Source organism: Nakamurella panacisegetis (genome assembly GCF_900104535.1).
GTDB classification, from domain to species: Bacteria; Actinomycetota; Actinomycetes; order Mycobacteriales; family Nakamurellaceae; genus Nakamurella; species Nakamurella panacisegetis.
The window spans coordinates 3,430,403-3,451,014 of sequence record NZ_LT629710.1; the positions used below are offsets into that span (position 1 = coordinate 3,430,403).

Below are 20,612 nucleotides of genomic sequence, written 5' to 3' on the forward strand. Positions count from 1 at the left end.
GGCCGACCGACCGGAGATCCGAGTTGACCACACTCCTGGCGGAGGTAGCGGTGCGGGTGGACCTTACGGGAGGGTGGACACCCCCGGCGGGTTGAATCGTCGCCCGGTCACCTTGTCCGACACCCCCTCCCGGTCCAGGTAGGGCGTGATCCCGCCGAGCCAGAACGGCCAGCCGGCTCCGGTGAGCAGGGCCAGATCGACGTCAGCGGCTGCCGCGACGACCTTCCCGTCCAGCATCAGCCGGGCCTCCTGGGCCAGTGCGGCCAACGCCCGGTCCCGCACCTGCTCGCCGGTCGAGGGCGAGGAACCCTGTTGCCAGAGTGCGGCGATGTCCGGATCCAGGATCTGCTGGCCGGTCTCGGTCCAGGACACCAACGTACGGGCGCCCGCGTCGACGATGCGCCGCAGGTTCTCGCTGACGGTGAACCGGTCGGGAAAGGCCTCGTGCAGAGTCTCGGTGACGTGCAGGGCCACCGCCGGGCCGACCAGTTGCAGCAGCATGATCGGGGTCATCGGCAGCCCGAGCGGGGCCAGCGCGGCGTCGGCGACCGCCGGGTCGGTGCCTTCGTCGATGGCCGCGATGATCTCGCCCATGAAGCGGGTCAGCAGCCGGTTCACGACGAAGGCGGGGGAGTCGGAGGTGAAGATCGGGCCCTTCTTCAGCGTCTTGGCCACCGACAGGGCGGTCGCCGCGGTGCCGTCCGACGTCGCGGCGGTCCGGACGATCTCCAGCAGCGGCATCACCGAGATCGGGTTGAAGAAGTGGAAACCGATCACCCGCTCCGGGTGCTGCAGGTCGGCCGACATCGCGGTGATCGACAGCGACGAGGTGTTGGTGGCCAGCACCGCGTCGGCGGGGATCACCTGCTCCAGGCGGGCGAAGACCTCCTTCTTCGCGCCGAGTTCCTCGAAGACCGCCTCGATGACGAAATCGGCATCCGAGAATGCTTGGTAGTCAAGGGACCCGGTGACCAACGCGGTCAATCGGTTGGCCTCGTCCGGGGTCATCTTGCGCTGGGCGGCCCGGTCGGCGATCTTGCGGTGCACGCCGGCGACGCCCTTGTCCAGCCGTGCCTGGTCGACGTCGGTGAGCACCACCGGCACGTGCAGACGCTGAGCGAACAGGAGGGCGATCTGGCCGGCCATCAGGCCCGCCCCGATCACCCCGACCTTCGTGACGGCCCGGGCCAGGCTCGGGTCGGGAGCGCCGGCCGGTTTGCGCGCCCGCTTCTGGGTCAGGTTGAACGAGTAGAGGCCGGCCCGGAATTCCTGCGATACCACCAGATCGGCCAGACCTTCGGCCTCCGCGGCGAGGCCGGTGGCCAGATCCGTGGTGCGGGACAACGCGATCAGCTCGAGGGCCCGGTACGGCGCCGGCGCGGCCCCATGGGTCCGCAGGTCGGCGATCATCCGTCCTCTCTCCAGGGCCGACGTCCACTCGGCGTCGAACTCCGGACGGGAATAGTCCTTGCGCGGCACCACGACCCGGCCGGCCAGGACGTCGGCCATCCAGTTGAAGGACTGCTCGAGATAGTCCGCGGCGTCCAGCACCACGTCGACCACACCGAGGGAAAGGGCCTCCTTCGGACGCATCATGTGGTTCTGGTTCAACGCGTTGTCGACGATCACGGTGACGGCGTTCTCCGGCCCGACGATCCGCGGGAGGAACTGCGTGCCGCCCCACCCGGGCAGGATGCCCAGAAAACACTCGGACAGGGCCATCATCGGTGCGTTGGCCGCCATGGTGCGGTAGTGGCAGGCCAGGGCGAGTTCCACGCCACCACCGATCGATGCCCCGTTGACGAACGCGAAGGTCGGAACCGTTGAGTCGCGCAGCCGCTTGAACGTGGAGTGTCCGAGAATGCCGGTCTGGCGGGCTGTCTCGCGATCGGTGATGGTGGCGATCTGGGACAGATCGGCCCCGACGGCGAAGACGAACGGTTTGCCGGTGACGACGACGGCCGACGGCTGCGCCGCAAACGCGCCGTCCAGGGCAGCGTTCAGGGAGGCGATGCCCTGCGGGCCGAAGGTGGACGGGCGCGTGTGATCCAGTCCGTTGTCCAGGGTGATCACGGCGACCGTCCCGGCGACGTCGGGCACCGCGATCAGCCGCAGGTGGGCGTGGGTGACCACTTCTTCCGGTACCGCCGACGCGGGGCGCCGTTCGGACGAAGTCTTCTCGGACACGACGCTGCTCATCAGTTCGTCTCTCCTGTTGGCGAGGTGTTCTCGGCCCGGTAGTGCGGGTTCTCCCAGATGACGGTGCCGCCCATGCCCAGCCCGACGCACATGGTGGTGAGTCCGTACTGCACGTCGGGACGTTGCGCGAACTCCCGTGCCAGCTGGGTCATCAGCCGCACCCCCGAGGATGCCAGTGGATGACCCATGGCGATGGCGCCGCCGTAGGGGTTGATCCTCGGGTCGTCGTCGGGCAGTCCGAAGTGATCGGTGAAGGCCAGCACCTGGACGGCGAAGGCTTCGTTGATCTCGATGATGCCGATGTCGTCGATGCTCAGACCTGCTTTGTGCAGGGCCTTCTCGGTCGCCGGGATCGGCCCGTCACCCATCGTCTCGGCCGGTACGCCGGCGAACGCGAAGGAGACCATCCGCATCCGCACCGGCAGGCCGAGTTCTTCTGCCACGTCGGACGCGACCAGCAGGCAGGCGGTGGCGCCGTCGGTCAATCCGGAGGAGTTGCCGGCGCTGACCCGCCCGTGGGGACGGAACGGCGTGCGCAGGGCGTCCAGGGCCTCGAGTGTGGTGCCGGGCCGGGCGAGCTCGTCGGCCGTGGCCAGACCCCAGCCCAGCTCGACCGACCGGGTGGCCACCGGCACCAGGTCGGGCGTGATGTTTCCGGCGGCCAATGCCGCGGCGTACTTGTCCTGGCTGTGCACGGCGTAGGCGTCGGCCCGGTCCTTGGTCAGCTGCGGGTACTTGTCGTGCAGGTTCTCGGCGGTGTTGCCCATGTTCAGCGCGGACGGGTCGACCAGCCGGTCGGCCACGAACCGCGGGTTCGGGTCGGCGCCGGCGCCCATCGGGTGATGACCCATGTGCTCGACGCCGCCCGCGATCACCACGTCGTACCCACCGGCGACGATTCCGCCGGCCATGGCGGTGACCGCGGTCATCGCGCCGGCGCACATCCGGTCGATGGCGAATCCGGGGACCGAACGGGGCAGGCCGGCCAGCATGGCCGTGGTGCGGCCGATGGTCAGGCCCTGGTCACCGGTCTGGGTCGCGGCGGCGATGGCCACCTCGTCGACGCGCTCGGGCGGCAGCTCAGGGTGACGTCGCATCAGCTCGCGAATCACCTTCACGACCATGTCGTCGGCCCGGGTTTGGGCGTACTGGCCCTTCTCGCCGGCGCGGCCGAACGGAGTGCGAACGCCCTCGACGAAGACGACGTCCCGCAAGGTCCGTTGCCTTCCTGCCGTTGACTGTTGTGCTGCCACCAGTGCTCCCTGTCATTCGGCTCAGGGGCGACCCGCCGGGGCGGGGCCGCCGACTGCGCGGTCGGTCGACGCGGCGGCGGCTCGTCAGGGCGAGTGCAGGTGCGATGTGAGCGGCGCCGGTGTCGGTTCCAGCATGCTACCGGAAACCCTACTGGCCGGTAACTTATGGGGTCGGACCGTCCGGGTAGCGTCCACCGAGGTCGATTGCCCAGGTCAGGCCCGCTGGTCAGGCGGTCGGAGCGTCCAGCGCGGTGCGGAGCGCGGCGCCGGTCAACTCGATCTGCCACGGCCGCGCCCCACCGGCCCGCAGCGCTTCGGCGACTTCCTCGCCGGCCGGGGGGGACCACATGGTCCGGCGGACCAGGTCCGGGGAGATCAGGTTCTCGACCGGCATGGACACCCGCTCGGCGATGCCGGCCAGGGCCGTGCGCGCGGCGGTCAGGCGGGCGGCCGCCTTCGGGTCCTTGAGCGCCCACTTCGCCGGCGGCGGGGGGCCGTCACCGGCGAGGACGGGCGGTGGCAGCTCGGAGGCGGGGAGAGCCATCGCCCGCCGGATGGCATCCCACCACGTACCAGCCTGCCGACGCTGCACCCGGCCGGTGAAGACCGGCATGGCGACCAGAGCGTCGATCGACGTCGGCTTGGCCGAGGCCGCCGCCACGATGGCGGTGTCCGGCAGGACCCGATGCGGCGCCAGGTCGCGGCGGCGGGCCAGAGTGTCCCGAGTGATCCAGAGTTCGCGGACGATGGCCAGCACCCTCGGGTCGCGCAGCTTGTGGATGCCCGACGTCCGGCGCCAGGGATCGACGCGGGGCGGGGTCGGCGGAGCGGCGACGATGGCCGCGAACTCTTCGCGGGCCCACTCGAGCTTGCCCTGCGAGGCCAGCAACTGTTCCATCGCGTCACGCAGTTCGATCAGGACCTCGACGTCCAGGGCCGCGTAGGTGAGCCAGGCTGCCGGCAACGGCCGGGTCGACCAGTCGGCCGCACCGTGTCCCTTGGCCAGGCCGAGCCCGAGCATCTGCTCGACCAGCGGTCCGAGTCCGACCCGGGGCAGCCCGGCGAGGCGTCCGGCCAGTTCGGTGTCGAACAGCGTCCGGGGGCGCATGCCGATCTCGGCCAGGCAGGGCAGATCCTGGCTGGCCGCGTGCAGGACCCATTCCGAGCCGGCCAGCGGCTGGTCGAGAACGGCGAGATCGCCCAGCGCGATGGGGTCGAACAGGATGGTGCCGACGTCGGGGCGCCGCAGCTGGACCAGGTACGCCCGGGAGCCGTACCGATAGCCGGAAGCCCGTTCGGCGTCGAGCGCGACCGGAGAGGAGGTGAGGCTGAGCCTGCGGGCCCACTCGGCCAGCCGGAGCGGGTCGACCACCGGTTCGATATGCCCGTCCCGCGGGACCAGCAACGGGGTGATGACGGGCGTGTCGACGGGTGTGGCTCCGTCGTCGGGGGCATCGTCGGGCTCGCGGTCGAGAGCGACGCCGTCGGCGGCAGAGGTGGTGGTCACGGCACCAGTCTGCCCGACAACGACACGCCGCCCGACAACACCGGCGCCATCGTGGAGCGCACCGGGGTCGTCGGGCGGGTCGTGTTCAGCCAGTGGTTCTTCAGGACGCGCGGCCTCGGGTCAGGAGATGACGCCGGCGCGCATGGCCAGGGCCACCATGTGCGCCCGGTCCCCGGTGCCCAGCTTCCGGCCGATCCGGGCCAGATGGCTCTTCACCGTGAGTGCCGACAGGTTCAACTCGTCGCCGATCCACTTGTTCGATCGTCCATCGGCGACCAGCCGGATCACTTCGATCTCCCGGGAGGACAGGTCATGGATCGAACTCGGGATGTTGGCGGCGGCCGGATTGGCCCGCCGTCCGATCAGGACACCGTTGACACCGGCGCCGACCGCGTCGATCACCGGGCCGATGTCGGCCGTCGGAGCGAGGGCCAGCACGCGGGCCCAGCCTGACGTCCGCAGGATGTTGATGATGCGACCGGCGTCGTGTCCGGTGAGCAGGCTGATCAGGGCAAGATCGCCCACGACGCCACGTTCGGCCAGTTCTTCGACAGCCGCGAGGGAGGTGGCCGGGATGACTCGTCCGATGCCCACCTCGATCAATCCGGCCTGCAGCGCCTCACGCGTCGCGCGGTCCGGGTCGACAAGTAACACTGTGGCCGTGCGGAGCGAACTAGTCATCGAGTCGCGGAGAGGTGACCGTTGGGTGGGCAGAGGGCCCGCCCCAATGGGCAGTTCGTCGGCGCGGCGCATCGAATTCTGATCGGCACTGAGCGTTGACGAATTCACTTGGCTGCCTCCCGAGTCGGATGGATCGGTTCTGAACTGCACATATCACCCTGTCGTCGAGACCTCGAGAGGTCGGTCATCGGCCGTTGGCGGTGGCGTCCGGCTGATCGTCGGCCGCGCGCTCGGCACAGCTCCAGTCTCTGCCCAACGTCGGCTGATGGTCAAGCACACGATGTGCTCAATGTTGACGATCAGTAATCAAGGCTAGCGTACGTTCGTGGAACCGGGCCGTCCGATGGACGCCACCCCCTCCGGCGGCAGTCCCGCAGCGATGGCCAGCAGCTCCGTGAAGGCCACCAAATGGAGTCCGGTCTGGGTGTCGGTCGCCGTCCACGAAGCACGTATCTCCAGGTCATCGGTCCGGCCGGGCCCCGCGATGTCGCCGAACCGAGTCGACGAGGTGGACGTGACGGTCCCGCCCAGAGCGGTGTAACCGGCGCCGGAGAGTTCGAGACAGTCGGTGAGCCAACTCCACGCGACGTCGGGTAACAGGGGATCACGGGCGATCTCGTCGTCAACTTCGGCCGTAAGGAAGATTACGATCCGAAGCGTGCCATCCCAGGCAGCTACGCCATCCGGGTTATGCAGCAGTACCAAACGCCCAGAAGCAGACTCCGGTCGGTCGCCACCCCACACAACCTCCGCCGACAGTGCGTGACTCCAGGGTGCAAGTCTGGTCGGAGCCGGCAGTTCGCCGATCTCGATCTCCGGGCGGGTGGCCACCAGGGCCAGCGACTCCAGCGCGGCCCGGAACGCGGCCGGTGCGGTCGGCGCCGGGTCTATCGCTTCGGTGGGCGTCGGATCGGCCGAGGTGGTCATGGTCGGGACCCTACGACCGGGCACCGACAGGCCTCCGGCTCCCACGCCGCTGCGTGGCCAACTTGAGACCAGGAGGTTGTCCGGCCCATGGCTCGGTCACCCGCCGGTTGCGGTCACCGGCCGGCGGGTTCCGGCCCGGTCGGTTCCAACCGCAGGGCGATCGAGTTGATGCACCACCGCTCGTCGGTCGGCGTCGGGTAACCCTCGCCGGTGAAGACGTGCCCGAGGTGTGAATCGCAACTCGCGCAGCGGGCTTCGGTACGGACCGTCCCGAAACTGCGGTCGGTCACCAGGCGGACGTGGTCGGCATCGGTCGGTGCGTAGAAGCTCGGCCAGCCGCAGTGCGACGGGAACTTCGCGTCGGAACGGAACAACTCGGCGCCGCAGGCGCGGCACGAGTACACGCCCGTAGTCGTGGTGTCGGTGTACTCGCCGGTGAAGGCGCGCTCGGTGCCGGACTCACGAAGTACGCGATACTCGGCCGGGGTGAGCTCGGCCTTCCACTGTGCGTCGGACTTGGTCACTTTCTGCGGTGCACTCATGCCTGCAACGGTACCTTCGGCGCACGTTCTGGCGTCCGGACCTGGCATTACCGATCCATGACGGCCAGGGCATCGGCGGTCACGGCGGGCAGAGCATGCCGGTGGCCGGCATCGTTCCCCGGAGCAGGTAGGCGTCGGCCGCGGATGTGACGCACTTGCTGGCCAGATAGCCCCCGTGGGTGCCGGACTGCCAGGTCAGCAGGGTCGCCGAGTCCATCTGTGCGGTGAGCGAGCGGACTCCGGTGAACGGGGAGACCGGGTCGTCGACCGACCCGACGATCAGGATCGGCGCCGCCCCGGTGGCCGTGACCGGGCCGAGGGCGGTATCCGGGGCCGGCCACGACCCGCAGACTCCGACCAGACCGGTCAGGAACGGACCGAAAAGCGGCGCCGCCGCCCTCGCGGCGTTGGCCGCCGTCGTCAGGGCGGCCCCACTCAGCCGTTGCGCGGTGTCGTTGCACTGGTAGACCAGGCGGCCGGCCTGCTGTTCCTGCGGGTTGTCGGCCCCGAGCGGGGCCAGCAACAACTCGGCGATCGCGTCGTACTGCTGCTTCCTCGCGTCCGCCAACGCGCTGGCCAGCGCCGGCCAGCCGGACGGGTCGCCGAGCTGTTGGGTGAGCAGCAGCAGGACGCTGCCCCCGGTGATCTCCTGATGGTCGGACGTGGGAGCGCCGACGTCGCCCAGGTCGGCTACCAGCGACGTGACGGCCTTCGCCGGATCGGATCCGAGGGGACAGCCCCCGGTGAACGTGGCGCAGGCGGAGGTGAAGGACGTGAGGGCCTGCTGCAGGGCCGCGGCCTGGAGCGTCGCCTGCTTGTCCGGGGTCAGCGACGGATCGGACGGACCGTCCAGCACGGCCGCGCCGACCCGGCCGGGATACCGGTTGGCGTACACCGCGCCCAGGGTCGCGCCGAAGCCACGACCGAGCAGGGCGATCTTGTCGGCTCCGAGGGCGGCCCGCACCGTGTCCAGGTCGTCGGCCGCCGAGATGCTCGAGTAGTCCGACAGATCAGGCCCGACCAGGTCCCCGCAGTCGAAGGTGAGCTGACGGGACAGATCCGCCAGCAACGTTCCCGCCACCGACGTCGTCGGGTCCGCTCCGAGGGAGAGCAGGTCGGCCGAGTTGGCTCCGCTGACGCAGTCGATCGGAACCGAATCCCCGGTTCCACGGATGTCCACCACGATCACCGCGAAGTGCTGAAGGATCTCGGCCGGCAGTTGACCGGCCACGGTAGCGATCTGATGCGTGCCGTTCCGGCCGGCTTCGTCCTCGATGACGACCAGCGGCGGCGCGGCGGCCGGGGTGGAGTCGGTCGTAGCGCGGGCCACCGAGACCACGAACGTGCCCGAGTCGGCCGCCGAGTACGACTTCGGTACCTGGACCTGGGCGCAGGACAGATGAAAGGTCCTCCCGCTGGATCGGGTCTGGATCTGCGGGTCGCACGACGACCAGCTGATCGGGTCAGAGGCCCGGCCGGGTCCGCCCGGCCCCGTCGGCATGGTGCTGGCCGTCGACTGCGGCACCGCGGCTGCGCCGTCGGCACCGGAGGTGGCCAGCGGCGGGCGGGTGGACGGCCCGACGGTGCATCCGGCGACCAACGTGGTGACCGCGGCGGTCAGGGCCAGGACGGCCGTTCGACGTCGGGCGGCCGGTCGGTGGGGCCGGACGCGTCTCATGCGCCGTCCGCGCCGATGCTCACGTACGGCTCGCTGGCGGGGTCGGCGAGCAATCCGTGCACGGCCGTCGCGATCTGGGCCGGACTGATCTGTGACTCGGGGTCGAGGTTGCGATCGTCGCCGGCGACGGCGGCCAACAGGCTCAGTTCGTGGAAGCGGACCCGGCGGCCGATCGGTTCGGCCCGCATCACCGCGGTCAGCATGTGCTGGGCCGCGCCGGTCACCGAGATCGCCCCGGAACCGGCCATCGGGGTGACGGCCGCGGCGCCGTTGAGGGTGACGTAGGTCGGGTCGGCCGCGTCCTGCAGCAGCGGGACATAGGCCTGCATCGCTTCGAAGTGGCTGGTCAGGTGGTCCCGCAGGGCGGCCGCCCACTGTGCATCGGTCGCCTCGATCAAGGGTCCGCCGATCGACCAGCCGCCCAACGCGGCCACCACCGCGTCGACCCGCCGGCCGTCCGCGAGGAGCCGGCGGCCGGCTTCGTGGTGCGGGTGATCACCGGTGACCAGCAACGTCGACAGCCGGCCGTCGGCGTCGTCAAGCGCCAGGGCCTGCAGAGAGCCAGCGGAGCGGGACGGGACGACGACATCGTGTCCGTCGGCCAGCAGGGCGCGGGTGATGATCCGTCCGATGAAGCCGGTCCCTCCGGCCACGACGACGGTGGACCGGCGCGGGTCCTCGGGTGCGGCCATGCGCCCGATGGTAGGGGACGGCGGACGGCGGCCGGTCCGGCGACGGACCCGGTAACCCGGATCCTTGCTGGCCGGTGACCGCCGCCTGTGACCACCAGCACGGTTGCCCTTCGTGGGCCGGGTGAGCGCCGATCCAGCACCTACTGTGCTGGTGTGTCCCTGGATCATCTCGTCGACGCGACGCCGTTCGTCAGCCCCGGTCAGCTCATCGAGGGACTGGTGCCGCCACCGCGTTTCGGCGACGTCCGATTCAGCACCTACCGGCCCGATCCGTCCGAGAAGTCACAGGCGGCGGCGCTGTCCGCCCTCGAGACGATGGCCGGGTCGATCACCAATCCGCCGAAGAAGGGCCGCTTCCGGCGGTCGGCCGACCCGGTCTCGGCCGGGGTTTACCTCGATGGCGGATTCGGCGTCGGCAAGACCCACCTGCTCGCCTCGCTCTGGCACGCCGTCCCCGGGCCCAAGGCCTACGGGACGTTCGTCGAGTACACGAACCTGGTCGGCGCCCTCGGGTTCGCCGAGGCGGTGAAGCGGCTGTCCGGTCACCGGCTGCTGGCCGTCGACGAGTTCGAACTCGACGACCCGGGCGACACCATGTTGATGACCAGGTTGCTCGGCGAGCTGTCCGACGCCGGCGTCTTCCTGGCCGCCACGTCGAACACGCTGCCCGACAAGCTGGGGGAGGGCCGGTTCGCGGCCGAGGACTTCAAGCGGGAGATCTCCAAACTGTCGGACCGGTTCACCACGTTGCGGGTGGAGGGTCCTGACTTCCGTCATACCGGGTTGGCGGAAGCGCCGAAGCCCTCGTCGGACACGGCGTTGCTGGCGGTCGCCGGCCACACGGCGGGCGCGACCCTCGACTCCTTCGACGCGCTCACCGCCAAGCTCGCCACTCTGCATCCGTCGACCTACGGCGCGCTGGTGGAAGGGGTGGCCGCCGTGCATGTCTCCGGGGTCCGTCCGCTGGCCGACCAGAGCGCCGCGCTGCGGTGGGTGGTGCTGATCGACCGCCTCTACGACCGCAGCATCCCGGTCCGTTCGTCGGGGGTGCCGCTCGACGAGCTGTTCACCCCGGAGATGCTGCGCGGGGGCTACCGCAAGAAGTACCTGCGGGCCACGTCCCGCCTGCTCGCCCTGGCCCGCGACGGTCGCGCCTGACGTTCGGCCACGGCCACCACGCCCGGCGCATACAAAACTGCCCGGCGCAGACATTGGTGACCATTTCCGACCGGTGCGGCCGGCCAATGGGCAATCTGATCAGCGCCGGGCAGTTCGGTATGCGCGGAACGGCAGCCGGAGCGGAACGGTAGCCGGAGCGGAACGGCAGCCGGAGCGGAACGGTAGCCGGCGGCGTCAGGCCGAGCGCATCTCGCCGATGACGGCGGCCAGGGTGTCGACGGCGTGGTCCAGTTCCTCCCGGGTGATCACGATCGGCGGCGCGAAACGCAGTGTGGTCTCGTGGGTTTCCTTGATCAGGATGCCGCGGCGGGCCATCTCCTCGCTGATCGCCCGGCCCGCCCCGACCTCCGGGGACAGCTGGACGCCGGCCCACAGACCGCGGCCGCGCACTTCGGCCACGCCGTGCCCGACCATCGCGTTCAACCGCTCGTGCAGGTGGGCTCCCAGTTCGGCTGCCCTTGCCTGCATCTCGCCGGTGGACAGCAGCTTGATCACGGCTCGGCCGATGGCGCAGGCGAGCGGGTTGCCGCCGAACGTCGAGCCGTGCTGGCCCGGCTGCAGGACGCCGAGGACCGACTTCTTCCCGACCACCGCCGACACCGGCATGATGCCGCCGCCGAGCGCCTTGCCCAGCGTGTAGAGGTCGGCGCGGACCCCCTCGTGATCGAGAGCCAGCAGGGCCCCGGTGCGCCCAAGGCCGGACTGGATCTCGTCGGCGATGAACAGCACGTTGTGCTCGTCGCAGAGCCGCCGCACCTCGGCCAGGTAGCCCGGCGGCGGGACCAGCACCCCGGCCTCGCCCTGGATCGGTTCGAGCAGGATCGCGGCCGTGTGGGGCGTGATCGCCGCGGTCAGGGCCTCCAGATCCCCGTACTTCACGCCGACGAAACCGGGGGTGTAGGGGCCGTAGTCGGCGGTGGCCACCGGATCGTCGGAGAAGGAGATGATGGAAATGGTCCGGCCGTGGAAGTTGCCGCCCGCCGTGATGATCTGGGCCTGGTTCTCGGGCACCCCCTTGACGGTGTAAGCCCACTTGCGGGCGACCTTCAGGGCGGCCTCGACGGCCTCGGCGCCGGAGTTCATCGGTAGCACCATCTCGGTGCCGGTCAGTTCGGCGAGTTCCTTGCAGAACAGGCCCAGCTGGTCGTGGTGAAACGCACGGGAGGTCAGGGTGACCCGATCCAGTTGCTCCTTGGCCGCGGCGATCAGGGCCGGATGCCCGTGCCCGAAGTTCAACGCCGAGTACCCGGCCAGCATGTCCAGGTATCGGCGGCCGGTCACGTCGACGACCCACGCACCCTTCGCCTCGGCGATGACGACGGGCAGCGGGTGGTAGTTGTGGGTGCACCAGGTGTTGTCCAGGTCCAGGTAGAACTCGGGATCACGACTGGTGGGGGCGCTGCTCACGGTGATGCTCTCTTCTGTCGGGTTCGGGGTGGACCAAGACTACGGGCGGCGCGTCGGTCGCATCAGGGGGCGGCTGACCGCCGTCCGCCCGGATTCATGCAGGTTCGCCCGCTCACCGAGCACAACGTTGTGCGTCCACGCAAGAGACTGACCGTGACGGTGTGGCTGACCGGCGATCCGGCGTCCTCCATGGGAAGGTGGTTCATGGCGAGGGACAAGCACTCTGATCGCAAGGCCGACAAGAAGAGCAAGCCGGACGGGCCCGATCCGATCCGGCGCCGGAACTCCGCCCAGAAGTCCGCCAAGGCCACGGCCAAGAAGGGCCGGGGGCGCCAGCCGGTCGGCCGAACCGACGTCGTCGAACACATGACGGTCCCGCAGGACAGCACCGGCAAGGCATTGTCGCTGCCGAGCGGGACGGTCGACCTGACGGCGATCAAGACGGGAGGCACCCCGGTCGGGCCGCGCAACAAGCGGGAAGCCGCCGCGATGATGGCCGAACTGGCCCCCGAACTGGCCGGACTGCAGGAACGCCTGGTCGCCGAGTCCATTCGGGGCGGCCGTCGTCGGATCCTGCTGATCCTGCAGGGCATGGACACCTCCGGCAAGGACGGCGTGGTCAAACACGTTCTCGGGCTGGTCAATCCGGCCGGGGTGCATCTCACCTCGTTCAAGAAGCCGACCGCCGTCGAGCGCGGCCACGACTTCCTGTGGCGGATCCACAACCAGGTCCCGCTGGCCGGCCAGATCGGCGTGTTCAATCGATCGCAGTACGAGGACGTGCTGGTCGTCCGGGTGCACGACCTGGTGCCCAAGGAGGTCTGGTCGAAGCGGTACGCGCAGATCAACGCCTTCGAGCGGAAGCTGGTCCGCGAGGGAACCGTGATCGTCAAGTGCTTCCTGCACATCTCCAAGGACACCCAGCGGGAACGACTGGCCGCCCGGCTCGACGACCCGACCAAGTACTGGAAGTACAACCCGGGTGACCTGGTCGAGCGAGCCTTCTGGGTGTCCTACCAGGAGGCATACGCGGATGCCCTGCGGCGGTGCAACACGGTCGGCGCACCGTGGTTTGTCATCCCGTCCGATCGCAAGTGGTACCGGAACTGGGCCATCGCCTCGCTGCTGCTGGAGGCCCTTCGCGAACTCGACCCCCAGTACCCGCCGGCCGATTTCGACATCGACACCGAGAGGCGGCTTCTGGCCGAGTCGTGACCGCCCTCCGGCGCGCCGGACGGTCGCGGCACAATGCATCGGTGACATCGCCTCGCTGGAGAATCATCGTGCCGCTCAAGGCGTCCGCCCGCGGCAAGAGCCGGATCGACGTGCCGGCGTCCGACCGGCGCGATCTGGCCCTGGCCATGGCCCAGGACACGGTCGACGCGGCGCGAGGGTGCGGGACCGTGCTGGCCGTCGTCGAGGACCCGGTCGACGGGGCCGCGCTGGCCGACCTGTCCGGCGTCACCGTCCACGTGACACAGGTCCGCGGCCTCAACGAATCCATCCTCGACGGCCTCGGCGTCCTGCTCGGTGCGGACAAGCGAGCGCCGGTGGCGGTGCTGCCGGGCGACCTGCCCGCATTGCGGACCGAGGAATTGTCGGAGGCGCTGCGATTGTCGGCCGCCCATCGGTTCGCCGTGGTCGCCGACCACGAAGGGATCGGCACCACGCTGCTGGCCGCGTTCGATCCCACGTCCTTGACGCCCGCCTACGGGACCGACTCCTACCACCGGCACCTGCGGGCCGGCGCCGTGCCGATCGAGCTGCCGCCGACGTCCGGCCTGCGCATGGACGTGGACACCGCGGCCGACCTCTCCGGCACGCCCGGTCCGCGGACGCGCGACGTGCTTCGCCGGATGGCCCTGGTCGGCGAGCCGGACTGAGAAGCCGGCTCGGTGCCGTCCGACCGGTGCGGTGTTACCGTCGGAGCGTGTACCGGAGATTCCTGCGACCTGGCTGGTTCGTCGGGCATCTCCTGGTGTTCCTGGCCGTTCTGGTGTGTCTACGCCTCGGCTGGTGGCAGTGGGATCGGACACACGAAGCGACCGGGACCGTCCAGAATCTCGGCTACGCCGTGCTGTGGCCGATCTTCGCCGCCGCCTTCATCTACATGTGGGTGCGGTTCCTGCAGTTGGAAGTGCTCAAGGACGAAGAGGACGACGCCGAGCTGACCCGGATCGCCGCCGGCGGCGAGCCCCGGACGACCGGAACGCCGGACGATTCCTTTGAGGCCACGCCGGCCACGCAGACCGACCACACACCGTCCGACGTAGGCTCGGCCGCGCCGGACGACGATGTCCCGCCCGTCGCCTCCGCCATCCCGGCGGCTCCGGTCGCGTCCGCACGGCGTACGCCGTCCCGCGGCCGGACGGTGGCCGTCTCGACGGTCGGCGACGAGAACCCAGAACAAGATCCGGAACTGGCCGCGTACAACCGTGCGCTGGCCGACCTGGCCGAAAAGGACCGAAGACGTGCCCGCTGAACCCGTATCCGCAAATCCGGCTGCACCGGCCATGCCGCCGAAGGTGGCCGGCGCCCTCGCCCGCTACCGGATCGCCGCCTTCATCGTCGGCTACGCGCTGATCGTGCTGTGCATCGCCATCGTGCTGCGCTACGGATTCGGGGTCGACCAGGCAGTCGCGATCTGGGGGCCGATCCACGGTGTCTTGTACATCGGCTACGTGCTCCTGGCCTTCGACCTCGCCTACAAGGACCGCTGGTCACTGGTCGGCACGCTCGGCGTCCTGCTGGCCGGCGTGATCCCCGGTGTCTCGTTCGTGGCCGAGCGCATCGTCCATCGGAAGGTCGTTGCGCGCCAGAAGGTGTGAGCCCCGGGGACGGCTAGGACGCCGGAGGCGGGAATTCCCCGGTCTGGACGACCGTCTCGGCCACGTCGGACAACTTGCGGTTGCTGTGCTGGGATTCCCGTCGGAGCATGGCGAACGCCTCGTCCGCGGTGACGTGGTGACGCTCCATCAGGATGCCGAGGGCAGCGCCGATCGTCCGGCTGGTGCTCAGCGCCGTCTGCAGGTTCGCCGCGTGGTCGGCCTCTGACGCCTCACTGAGCGCGAACGCGGCGTGGTCGGCGTAGATGGCGCCGAGCCGCTGTTCCCGTTCGCCGAAGGCGTTCGGGTGCTTGCTGTACAGGGCCAGCGCGCCATGCGGCCGATCGCCGACCAGCAGGCAGAAGGTCATGACGCTCCGCACCTCGGTATCGGCCAGGAGGGCGTCGCGGTACACCGGCCACCGCTGGTCGAGCGTCAGGTCGTCGGCGACCACGGTCTTGTTGCCCAGCAACGCCTCCCAGGTCGGCCCGGCGCCGGCCACACGTTGGGCATGGACGATCTTCTCGGCGACGCAGTCGTCGGTCGCGGCCAGCAGCGTGGGGCGATTCTCCCGATCGAGGGTCACCACGGCGGCCAGGTCGACCCCCACCACGTCCCGGGCCAGTTCCACCACCCGCTGGAGGGTCGCCTCGCGGCCGCGGGTCTCGGTCAACACACGGGCGGTGTTGGAGAACCACTGCGCCGCGTCCAGGGGATCGTCGAACGGCGCAGTACTGGGATCGTCGGTCAGCTCCTCGGGTGTCACACAGGAATTATGACGCGCGCGGGCCCTCGAGCGCACCGCACCCGGGGACCCAATCGGGCGAAGTTCGGGACGCGCGTCCGGTGTGGGAACCGAGTCCGTCCGGCGCCCGGGCCGGAGGCCGTTAATGTGCAGGCAGCCGACAACGGCGATACGGTCGGAAGGACGACGCGACATGGCATCAGAGAATCCAGCGGTCCCGGTGGACCCGGCCGAAGAACCGACGATCTGGTCGGCGTCCGGCTCGTACGAGGACATCAGCTACGAGACGACGGCCGACGGTATCGCCAAGATCACCATCTGCCGGCCCGAGGTGCACAACGCTTTTCGGCCGCAGACGCTGATCGAGATCTCCGCCGCCCTGGTGGAGGCCAGGGAGGACGAGCGGGTCGGCGTCATCATCCTCACCGGGCAGGGCACCCGGGCCTTCTGTTCCGGCGGCGACCAGCGGGTCCGTGGTGACACCGGCTACCTGGAGGAGAACAAGTCGGTCGGCCGCTTCCACGTCACCGACCTGCACGTGCAGATGCGCCGCCTGCCGAAGCCGATCATCGCGATGGTGGCCGGGTACGCGATCGGCGGCGGCCACGTCCTACATGTCGTCTGCGATCTCACGATCGCGGCCGACAACGCCCGTTTCGGCCAGGTCGGGCCGAAGGTCGGATCGTTCGACGGAGGCCTGGGCGCCAGCTCCCTGTCCCAACTGGTCGGGCTGAAGAAGGCCAAGGAGATCTGGTTCCTGTGCCGGCAGTACGACGCGCAGCAGGCGCTGGAGATGGGCCTGATCAACGCGGTCGTCCCGTTGGCCGAGTTGGAGACGCAGACGGTGAAGTGGTGCCGGGAGATGCTGGCCCTCTCGCCGTTCGCGCTCCGGTTGATGAAGGCCAGCTTCCATGCGGCCGAGGACGGCTACCTGGGCATCCAGCAGCTCGCGCATGACACGAACCTGCTCTTCTACGGCTCACCGGAGGCGCAGGAGGGCCGGGAAGCGTTCAAGGCCAAGCGGAAACCGGACTTCGATCAGTTCCCCAAGCGCGCCTGAGTCGCCTCCTGACTCGGTGCGCCGGGTCGAACGGTCCACTCGATCCGGGCGTCGCCGTCCCACCGGCGCAGGCTGACCGCGGTGGCCTCGATGACGGGCAACGGGCGGAGAACGCCCAGCGCCAGCATCAAGTCTGACGCGCTGAGCTTCCGGGCCAGCGTGACGTGGCCGGTCCACCGGCCGGGACCTTGCTGGTGCGCGAACGGGCGGGCCGCGTCGCCCAGCGAGGTCACCACCCTGGCCTGGAACGTCAGCAGGTCGACCGACGGCACCACCGACCGGGCCAGCACGAACGGGCCGGCCCCGAACACCAGGGGCGCGCCGAGCAGGACGGGTAGCGGCATCGGTTGGGCCACTCCGGATAGCGCCGACTCCTGAGGCGGAGCAATGACTTTCGCGACGGCCAGGGTGACGTGGGGGCGGTTGCCGGGACCGGTGTGCCGGCCCAGGCTGGGCAGGGACGCGTCCAGCAGCCGATCCCACTCGGCCCGGACCGCGGCCTCGGAGGCCGGGTCCAGCAGAAGCTCCACCGACTGCACCATGACTCCATGGTGCCTGGGGTCGGCGGATCAGGGTTGTTCGCGGGAACAGCGCCAGGTGGTGCGGCCGCCGACCGTGCTGCGCACCATCGGGGCGTTGTCCCGGGGGCAGCGACCGCCCGGCTTGCGGAACGGGACCACCGACAGGGTGTGCACGCCGCCGCCCGCGACGGCGGCCCGGATCGCCTGCCGTACTGCCCGCAGCAGCCGGCTGATGTCATCCGCCGACAGGTCCTGGACCGAACGCCCCGGGCTGATCCGGGCCTGCCACAGGATCTGGTCGGCCAGCAGGTTCCCGATGCCGGCAATGGATTCCTGGTCGAGCAGGCGAGCCTTGACGGGCGCGCTCCCGCGGGCCAGCGCGGCCCGGAACTGGCTCGGGGTGATGAGTCCGGCGTCCGGGCCGAGACGGTCGATGAGCGGATCGAGCCGAACGCGCCCGAGCCGGCGCGGATCGATGAGCGCCATCGAACCACCGTCGTCGAAGGTCAACGAGAAGCGTAGGTAGCGTCGGTCGCCGGGCTGGCGGCCGCGGTCCCAGTAGTCGCCGCCGTCGGTCTCGGTGCCGTCCGATGCGGCGACGACGATCTTGCCGGACATCCCCAGGTGGATGCCCAGGGGCGGTCCGGCCACGGCGGACCCGTTGACCGGGGAGGTGTCGCACCACATGCTCTTGCCCCGGCGGTGGGCGTCGGTGAGGGTGCGACCGAGCAACGCGGTGCGGATCTCACCCGGGCGATGCGGACGGCATTCGTACGTGTCGGTGTCGTCCACATCGACGATGACGCGCCCGAGCGCGACTCGGGCGATCACGGACCGGGCGGATTCGACCTCGGGGAGTTCGGGCACGAGAACAGTCTGACCGATCGGCGGTCTCGGTCGGTCTCGCGGGTGGCCGGCCCCGGGGACCGACCGCGGTCAGCTCAGGTGCACCGGCTGCGGGGTCGACTTGTGGTCCCAGTCGCTGCCGACCTCGTCCTGCCCACCGTCACCGTGGTTCGTCGCCATCCCGACCGCGGGACTGCGTCGCGCCGTGACGATGATCGACTTCGAGGTCGGGCAGTTGCTCGACAGCGCAGTCGAATCCAACGGCACCAACGGGTTCGTCTCCGGATAGTAGGCTGCGGCGCACCCGCGGGGCGTGTCGTACTCGACCACCCGGAACCGGTCGGCCCGACGCTCGCGGTCGTCCTGGTCCCAGTAGGTCATCAGGTCGACCAGGTCACCGTTCTCGAGGCCGAGTTCGGCGATGTCGAGACGATGCATGAACACCACGCGCCGGCCACCCTCGATGCCGCGATACCGATCGGACAACCCGTAGATCGTGGTGTTGAACTGGTCGTGGCTCCGGATGGTCTGCAGGATCAGATGACGGTCCGGCACCTGCAGCGCCTCGATCGGGGTGATGGCGAATTCGGCCAGGCCCGATGCGGTCGGGAAGGTGCGGGAGTCACGGGGCGGGTGCGGCAGGATGAAACCGCCGGGACGGCGGGCGTTCACCTCGTAGCTCTCGCAGCCGGGCACCACCTTGGCGATGTGGTGCCGGATGTGACTGTAGTTGTCCCGCATGTCCTTCCAGTCGATTCCATACCGATCCCCAAGGGTCTCCTCGGCGATCCGGCTGATGATGTGCACTTCCGATCGCAGGTGCGGACCGGCCGGGGCGAGGGGCCCGCGGGACGCGTGGACCGAGCAGGTCGAATCCTCGACCGAGATCCACTGCGGTCCGGACGCCTGTGCGTCCTTCTCGGTACGACCCAGGGTCGGCAGGATCAGGGCGGTTTCCCCGCAGACGAGGTGCGACCGGTTGAGCTTGGTCGAGATGTGCACCGTCATCCGGGTATTCCGCAGGGCCGCCGCCACCACCTCGGTGTCCGGCGCGGCCTGGACGAAGTTGCCGCCCAGGCCCAGGAAGAAGTGGGCCTTCCCGTCCCGCATGGCGCGGATGGCGTCGACCGTGTCTAGCCCGTTCTCCCGAGGCGGGTTGAAGCCGAACTCCTTCTGGAGGGCGTCCAGGAAGGCCACCGGCGGCCGCTCCCAGATGCCCATGGTCCGGTCGCCCTGGACGTTGGAATGGCCCCGGACCGGCAACAGCCCGGCCCCAGGCTTCCCGATGTTGCCCTGCAGCAGGGCCAGGTTGGTGATCTCCTTGATGGTGCCGACCGCGTTGCGGTGCTGGGTCAGTCCCATGGCCCAGCAGAAGACGGTCTTGTGCGAATCCCGCAGTAGTTGCGTGGCCTCGACGATCTGCGCTTTGGTCAGTCCGGTGAGCTCGGTGACGACGTCCCAGTCGACCTCGGCGACGAACTCCGACCATTCGACGAAACCGTTGGTGCAGGCGGCGATGAAGTCGTGGTCGACGGCGTCCCATTCCAGCAGCAGGGAGGACATCGCCTGGAAAAGGGCGAGGTCGCCGTTGAGCTTGATCGGCAGGTGCAGGTCCGAGAGTTTCGTGCCGGGGCCGGCGATGCCCCGCGGAGTCTGCGGGTTGCGGAATCGGGTCAGACCCGCCTCGTTCAACGGGTTGATCGACAGGATCTTGGCGCCGTTCTGCTTCGCGATCTCCAGGGCCGAGAGCATCCGCGGGTGATTCGTGCCCGGATTCTGGCCGGCCAGCACGATCAGCTCGGCGTGGTGCACGTCGTCCAGGCTCACGCTGGCCTTGCCGATCCCGATCGATTCGGCCAGCGCGATGCTGGTCGACTCGTGGCACATGTTGGAGCAGTCGGGCAGGTTGTTGGTGCCGAAGGCCCGCACGAACAGCTGGTAGAGGAACGCCACCTCGTTCGAGGCCCGGCCCGACGTGTAGAAGACCGCCTCGTCCGGGCTCTCCAACCCATCCAGTTCGCGGGCGATCAGCCGGTACGCCTCGTCCCAGTCCAGCGGTGTGTAGTGGTCGGCTCCGGGACGTTTGATCATCGGGTGGGTGATCCGCCCCTGCTGGCCCAGCCAGTACTCGGAGTGGGCGTCCAGGTCGGCGATGCTGTTGGCCGCGAAGAAGTCTGGCGTCACGCGGGCGGTGGTGGCCTCCTCGGCCACGGCCTTGGCGCCGTTCTCGCAGAATTCGGCGACGTGCCGGTGCCCCGGGTCCGGGTCGGGCCAGGCGCAGCTCATGCAGTCGAAGCCCTCGGCCTGGTTCAGCTTCCGCAGGGTCTGCGCCGTGCGCTTGACCCCCATGTGGCCGATCGCCCGTTTCATCGTCACCGCGACGGCCGGCATCCCGGCGGCCTGGTGCTTCTGGGGATGAATGCTCAGATCGGTCTCGCTGTAGTCATCCGCGGTCATCTTGACGCCTCCTGGCCAGTGGGGTGAAACCGTCCGGTCTTCACGTCCGGCCGGCGCGGCCGGGTGCTGGGGGCCGGGGTCCTTCGCCGACGC

Annotated in this window: 19 protein-coding genes; 6 read left to right on the plus strand and 13 right to left on the minus strand. The window is 69.7% G+C overall.

Annotation, left to right across the window (positions count from 1 at the left end):
- Nucleotides 1–63: 63 nt before the first annotated feature.
- The 8 genes from BLS97_RS15355 to BLS97_RS15390 form a co-directional block, all read right to left on the minus strand.
- Nucleotides 64–2,199, minus strand: coding sequence for a 3-hydroxyacyl-CoA dehydrogenase NAD-binding domain-containing protein (locus BLS97_RS15355; protein ID WP_090477304.1), 2,136 nt, complete (start codon nt 2,197–2,199; stop codon nt 64–66).
- Nucleotides 2,199–3,452, minus strand: a complete 1,254-nt coding sequence (locus BLS97_RS15360) for a thiolase family protein (protein WP_090477306.1) — start codon at nt 3,450–3,452, stop codon at nt 2,199–2,201. The genes BLS97_RS15355 and BLS97_RS15360 overlap by 1 nt, the downstream gene beginning before the upstream one ends.
- Before the next feature lie 226 nt (nt 3,453–3,678).
- Nucleotides 3,679–4,959 carry a ribonuclease D gene (locus tag BLS97_RS15365; RefSeq protein WP_090477308.1) on the minus strand — a complete coding sequence of 427 codons (1,281 nt, stop codon included), beginning with the start codon at nt 4,957–4,959 and terminating at the stop codon, nt 3,679–3,681.
- A 120-nt stretch (nt 4,960–5,079) separates the two neighbouring features.
- Complete coding sequence (locus tag BLS97_RS15370; protein ID WP_090482332.1) at nt 5,080–5,640, minus strand: helix-turn-helix transcriptional regulator; 561 nt, start codon at nt 5,638–5,640, stop codon at nt 5,080–5,082.
- A gap of 312 nt (nt 5,641–5,952) precedes the next feature.
- Nucleotides 5,953–6,567, minus strand: coding sequence for a DUF3000 domain-containing protein (locus BLS97_RS15375; RefSeq protein WP_172832283.1), 615 nt, complete (start codon nt 6,565–6,567; stop codon nt 5,953–5,955).
- 113 nt (nt 6,568–6,680) lie between these two features.
- Nucleotides 6,681–7,109, minus strand: coding sequence for a peptide-methionine (R)-S-oxide reductase MsrB (gene msrB, locus BLS97_RS15380; protein ID WP_090477311.1), 429 nt, complete (start codon nt 7,107–7,109; stop codon nt 6,681–6,683).
- Nucleotides 7,110–7,188: 79 nt separating this feature from the next.
- Nucleotides 7,189–8,787, minus strand: a complete 1,599-nt coding sequence (locus BLS97_RS15385) for an alpha/beta hydrolase (protein ID WP_090477313.1) — start codon at nt 8,785–8,787, stop codon at nt 7,189–7,191.
- Entirely contained in the window at nt 8,784–9,479 is a 696-nt protein-coding gene (locus BLS97_RS15390) for an SDR family oxidoreductase (RefSeq protein WP_157695456.1), read from the minus strand. The genes BLS97_RS15385 and BLS97_RS15390 overlap by 4 nt, the downstream gene beginning before the upstream one ends.
- Nucleotides 9,480–9,632: 153 nt before the next feature.
- Between BLS97_RS15390 and zapE the strand changes: the two genes are divergently transcribed.
- Nucleotides 9,633–10,637 (plus strand): cell division protein ZapE, encoded by a 1,005-nt coding sequence (gene zapE / locus BLS97_RS15395; protein WP_090477316.1) that lies wholly within the window; start codon nt 9,633–9,635, stop codon nt 10,635–10,637.
- Between the two features lie 195 nt (nt 10,638–10,832).
- Here the strand turns inward: zapE and rocD are convergent, their stop codons facing one another.
- Nucleotides 10,833–12,071 carry an ornithine--oxo-acid transaminase gene (gene rocD / locus BLS97_RS15400; RefSeq protein WP_090477318.1) on the minus strand — a complete coding sequence of 413 codons (1,239 nt, stop codon included), beginning with the start codon at nt 12,069–12,071 and terminating at the stop codon, nt 10,833–10,835.
- A 198-nt stretch (nt 12,072–12,269) separates the two neighbouring features.
- On the opposite strand from rocD, the gene BLS97_RS15405 reads away from it, so the two are divergent.
- From BLS97_RS15405 to BLS97_RS15420, 4 genes are read left to right on the plus strand one after another with little or no spacing between them, the layout of a single operon-like run.
- Entirely contained in the window at nt 12,270–13,280 is a 1,011-nt protein-coding gene (locus tag BLS97_RS15405) for a PPK2 family polyphosphate kinase (RefSeq protein WP_231988133.1), read from the plus strand.
- A gap of 41 nt (nt 13,281–13,321) precedes the next feature.
- Nucleotides 13,322–13,948, plus strand: coding sequence for a 2-phospho-L-lactate guanylyltransferase (gene cofC / locus BLS97_RS15410; RefSeq protein ID WP_157695457.1), 627 nt, complete (start codon nt 13,322–13,324; stop codon nt 13,946–13,948).
- Nucleotides 13,949–13,995: 47 nt separating this feature from the next.
- Nucleotides 13,996–14,547, plus strand: coding sequence for a hypothetical protein (locus BLS97_RS15415; protein WP_090477322.1), 552 nt, complete (start codon nt 13,996–13,998; stop codon nt 14,545–14,547).
- Entirely contained in the window at nt 14,537–14,893 is a 357-nt protein-coding gene (locus BLS97_RS15420; RefSeq protein WP_197676200.1) for a DUF3817 domain-containing protein, read from the plus strand. The genes BLS97_RS15415 and BLS97_RS15420 overlap by 11 nt, the downstream gene beginning before the upstream one ends.
- A gap of 13 nt (nt 14,894–14,906) precedes the next feature.
- Here the strand turns inward: BLS97_RS15420 and BLS97_RS22950 are convergent, their stop codons facing one another.
- Entirely contained in the window at nt 14,907–15,656 is a 750-nt protein-coding gene (locus BLS97_RS22950; RefSeq protein WP_172832285.1) for a GAF and ANTAR domain-containing protein, read from the minus strand.
- Between the two features lie 172 nt (nt 15,657–15,828).
- On the opposite strand from BLS97_RS22950, the gene menB reads away from it, so the two are divergent.
- Nucleotides 15,829–16,695: a 1,4-dihydroxy-2-naphthoyl-CoA synthase gene (menB, locus tag BLS97_RS15435; RefSeq protein ID WP_090477328.1), complete on the plus strand. Its 867-nt coding sequence runs from the start codon at nt 15,829–15,831 to the stop codon at nt 16,693–16,695.
- Here the strand turns inward: menB and BLS97_RS15440 are convergent.
- From BLS97_RS15440 to BLS97_RS15450, 3 genes are all read right to left on the minus strand, one after another.
- A complete protein-coding gene (locus tag BLS97_RS15440) occupies nt 16,674–17,237 on the minus strand; it encodes a 2'-5' RNA ligase family protein (protein WP_090477330.1) in 564 nt (187 codons plus the stop codon). The two genes, menB and BLS97_RS15440, sit on opposite strands and share 22 nt — an antisense overlap.
- 27 nt (nt 17,238–17,264) lie before the next feature.
- Nucleotides 17,265–18,083 carry an Fpg/Nei family DNA glycosylase gene (locus BLS97_RS15445; RefSeq protein ID WP_090477332.1) on the minus strand — a complete coding sequence of 273 codons (819 nt, stop codon included), beginning with the start codon at nt 18,081–18,083 and terminating at the stop codon, nt 17,265–17,267.
- 69 nt (nt 18,084–18,152) lie between these two features.
- Entirely contained in the window at nt 18,153–20,519 is a 2,367-nt protein-coding gene (locus BLS97_RS15450) for an FdhF/YdeP family oxidoreductase (protein WP_090477334.1), read from the minus strand.
- Between the last annotated feature and the right edge of the window lie 93 nt (nt 20,520–20,612).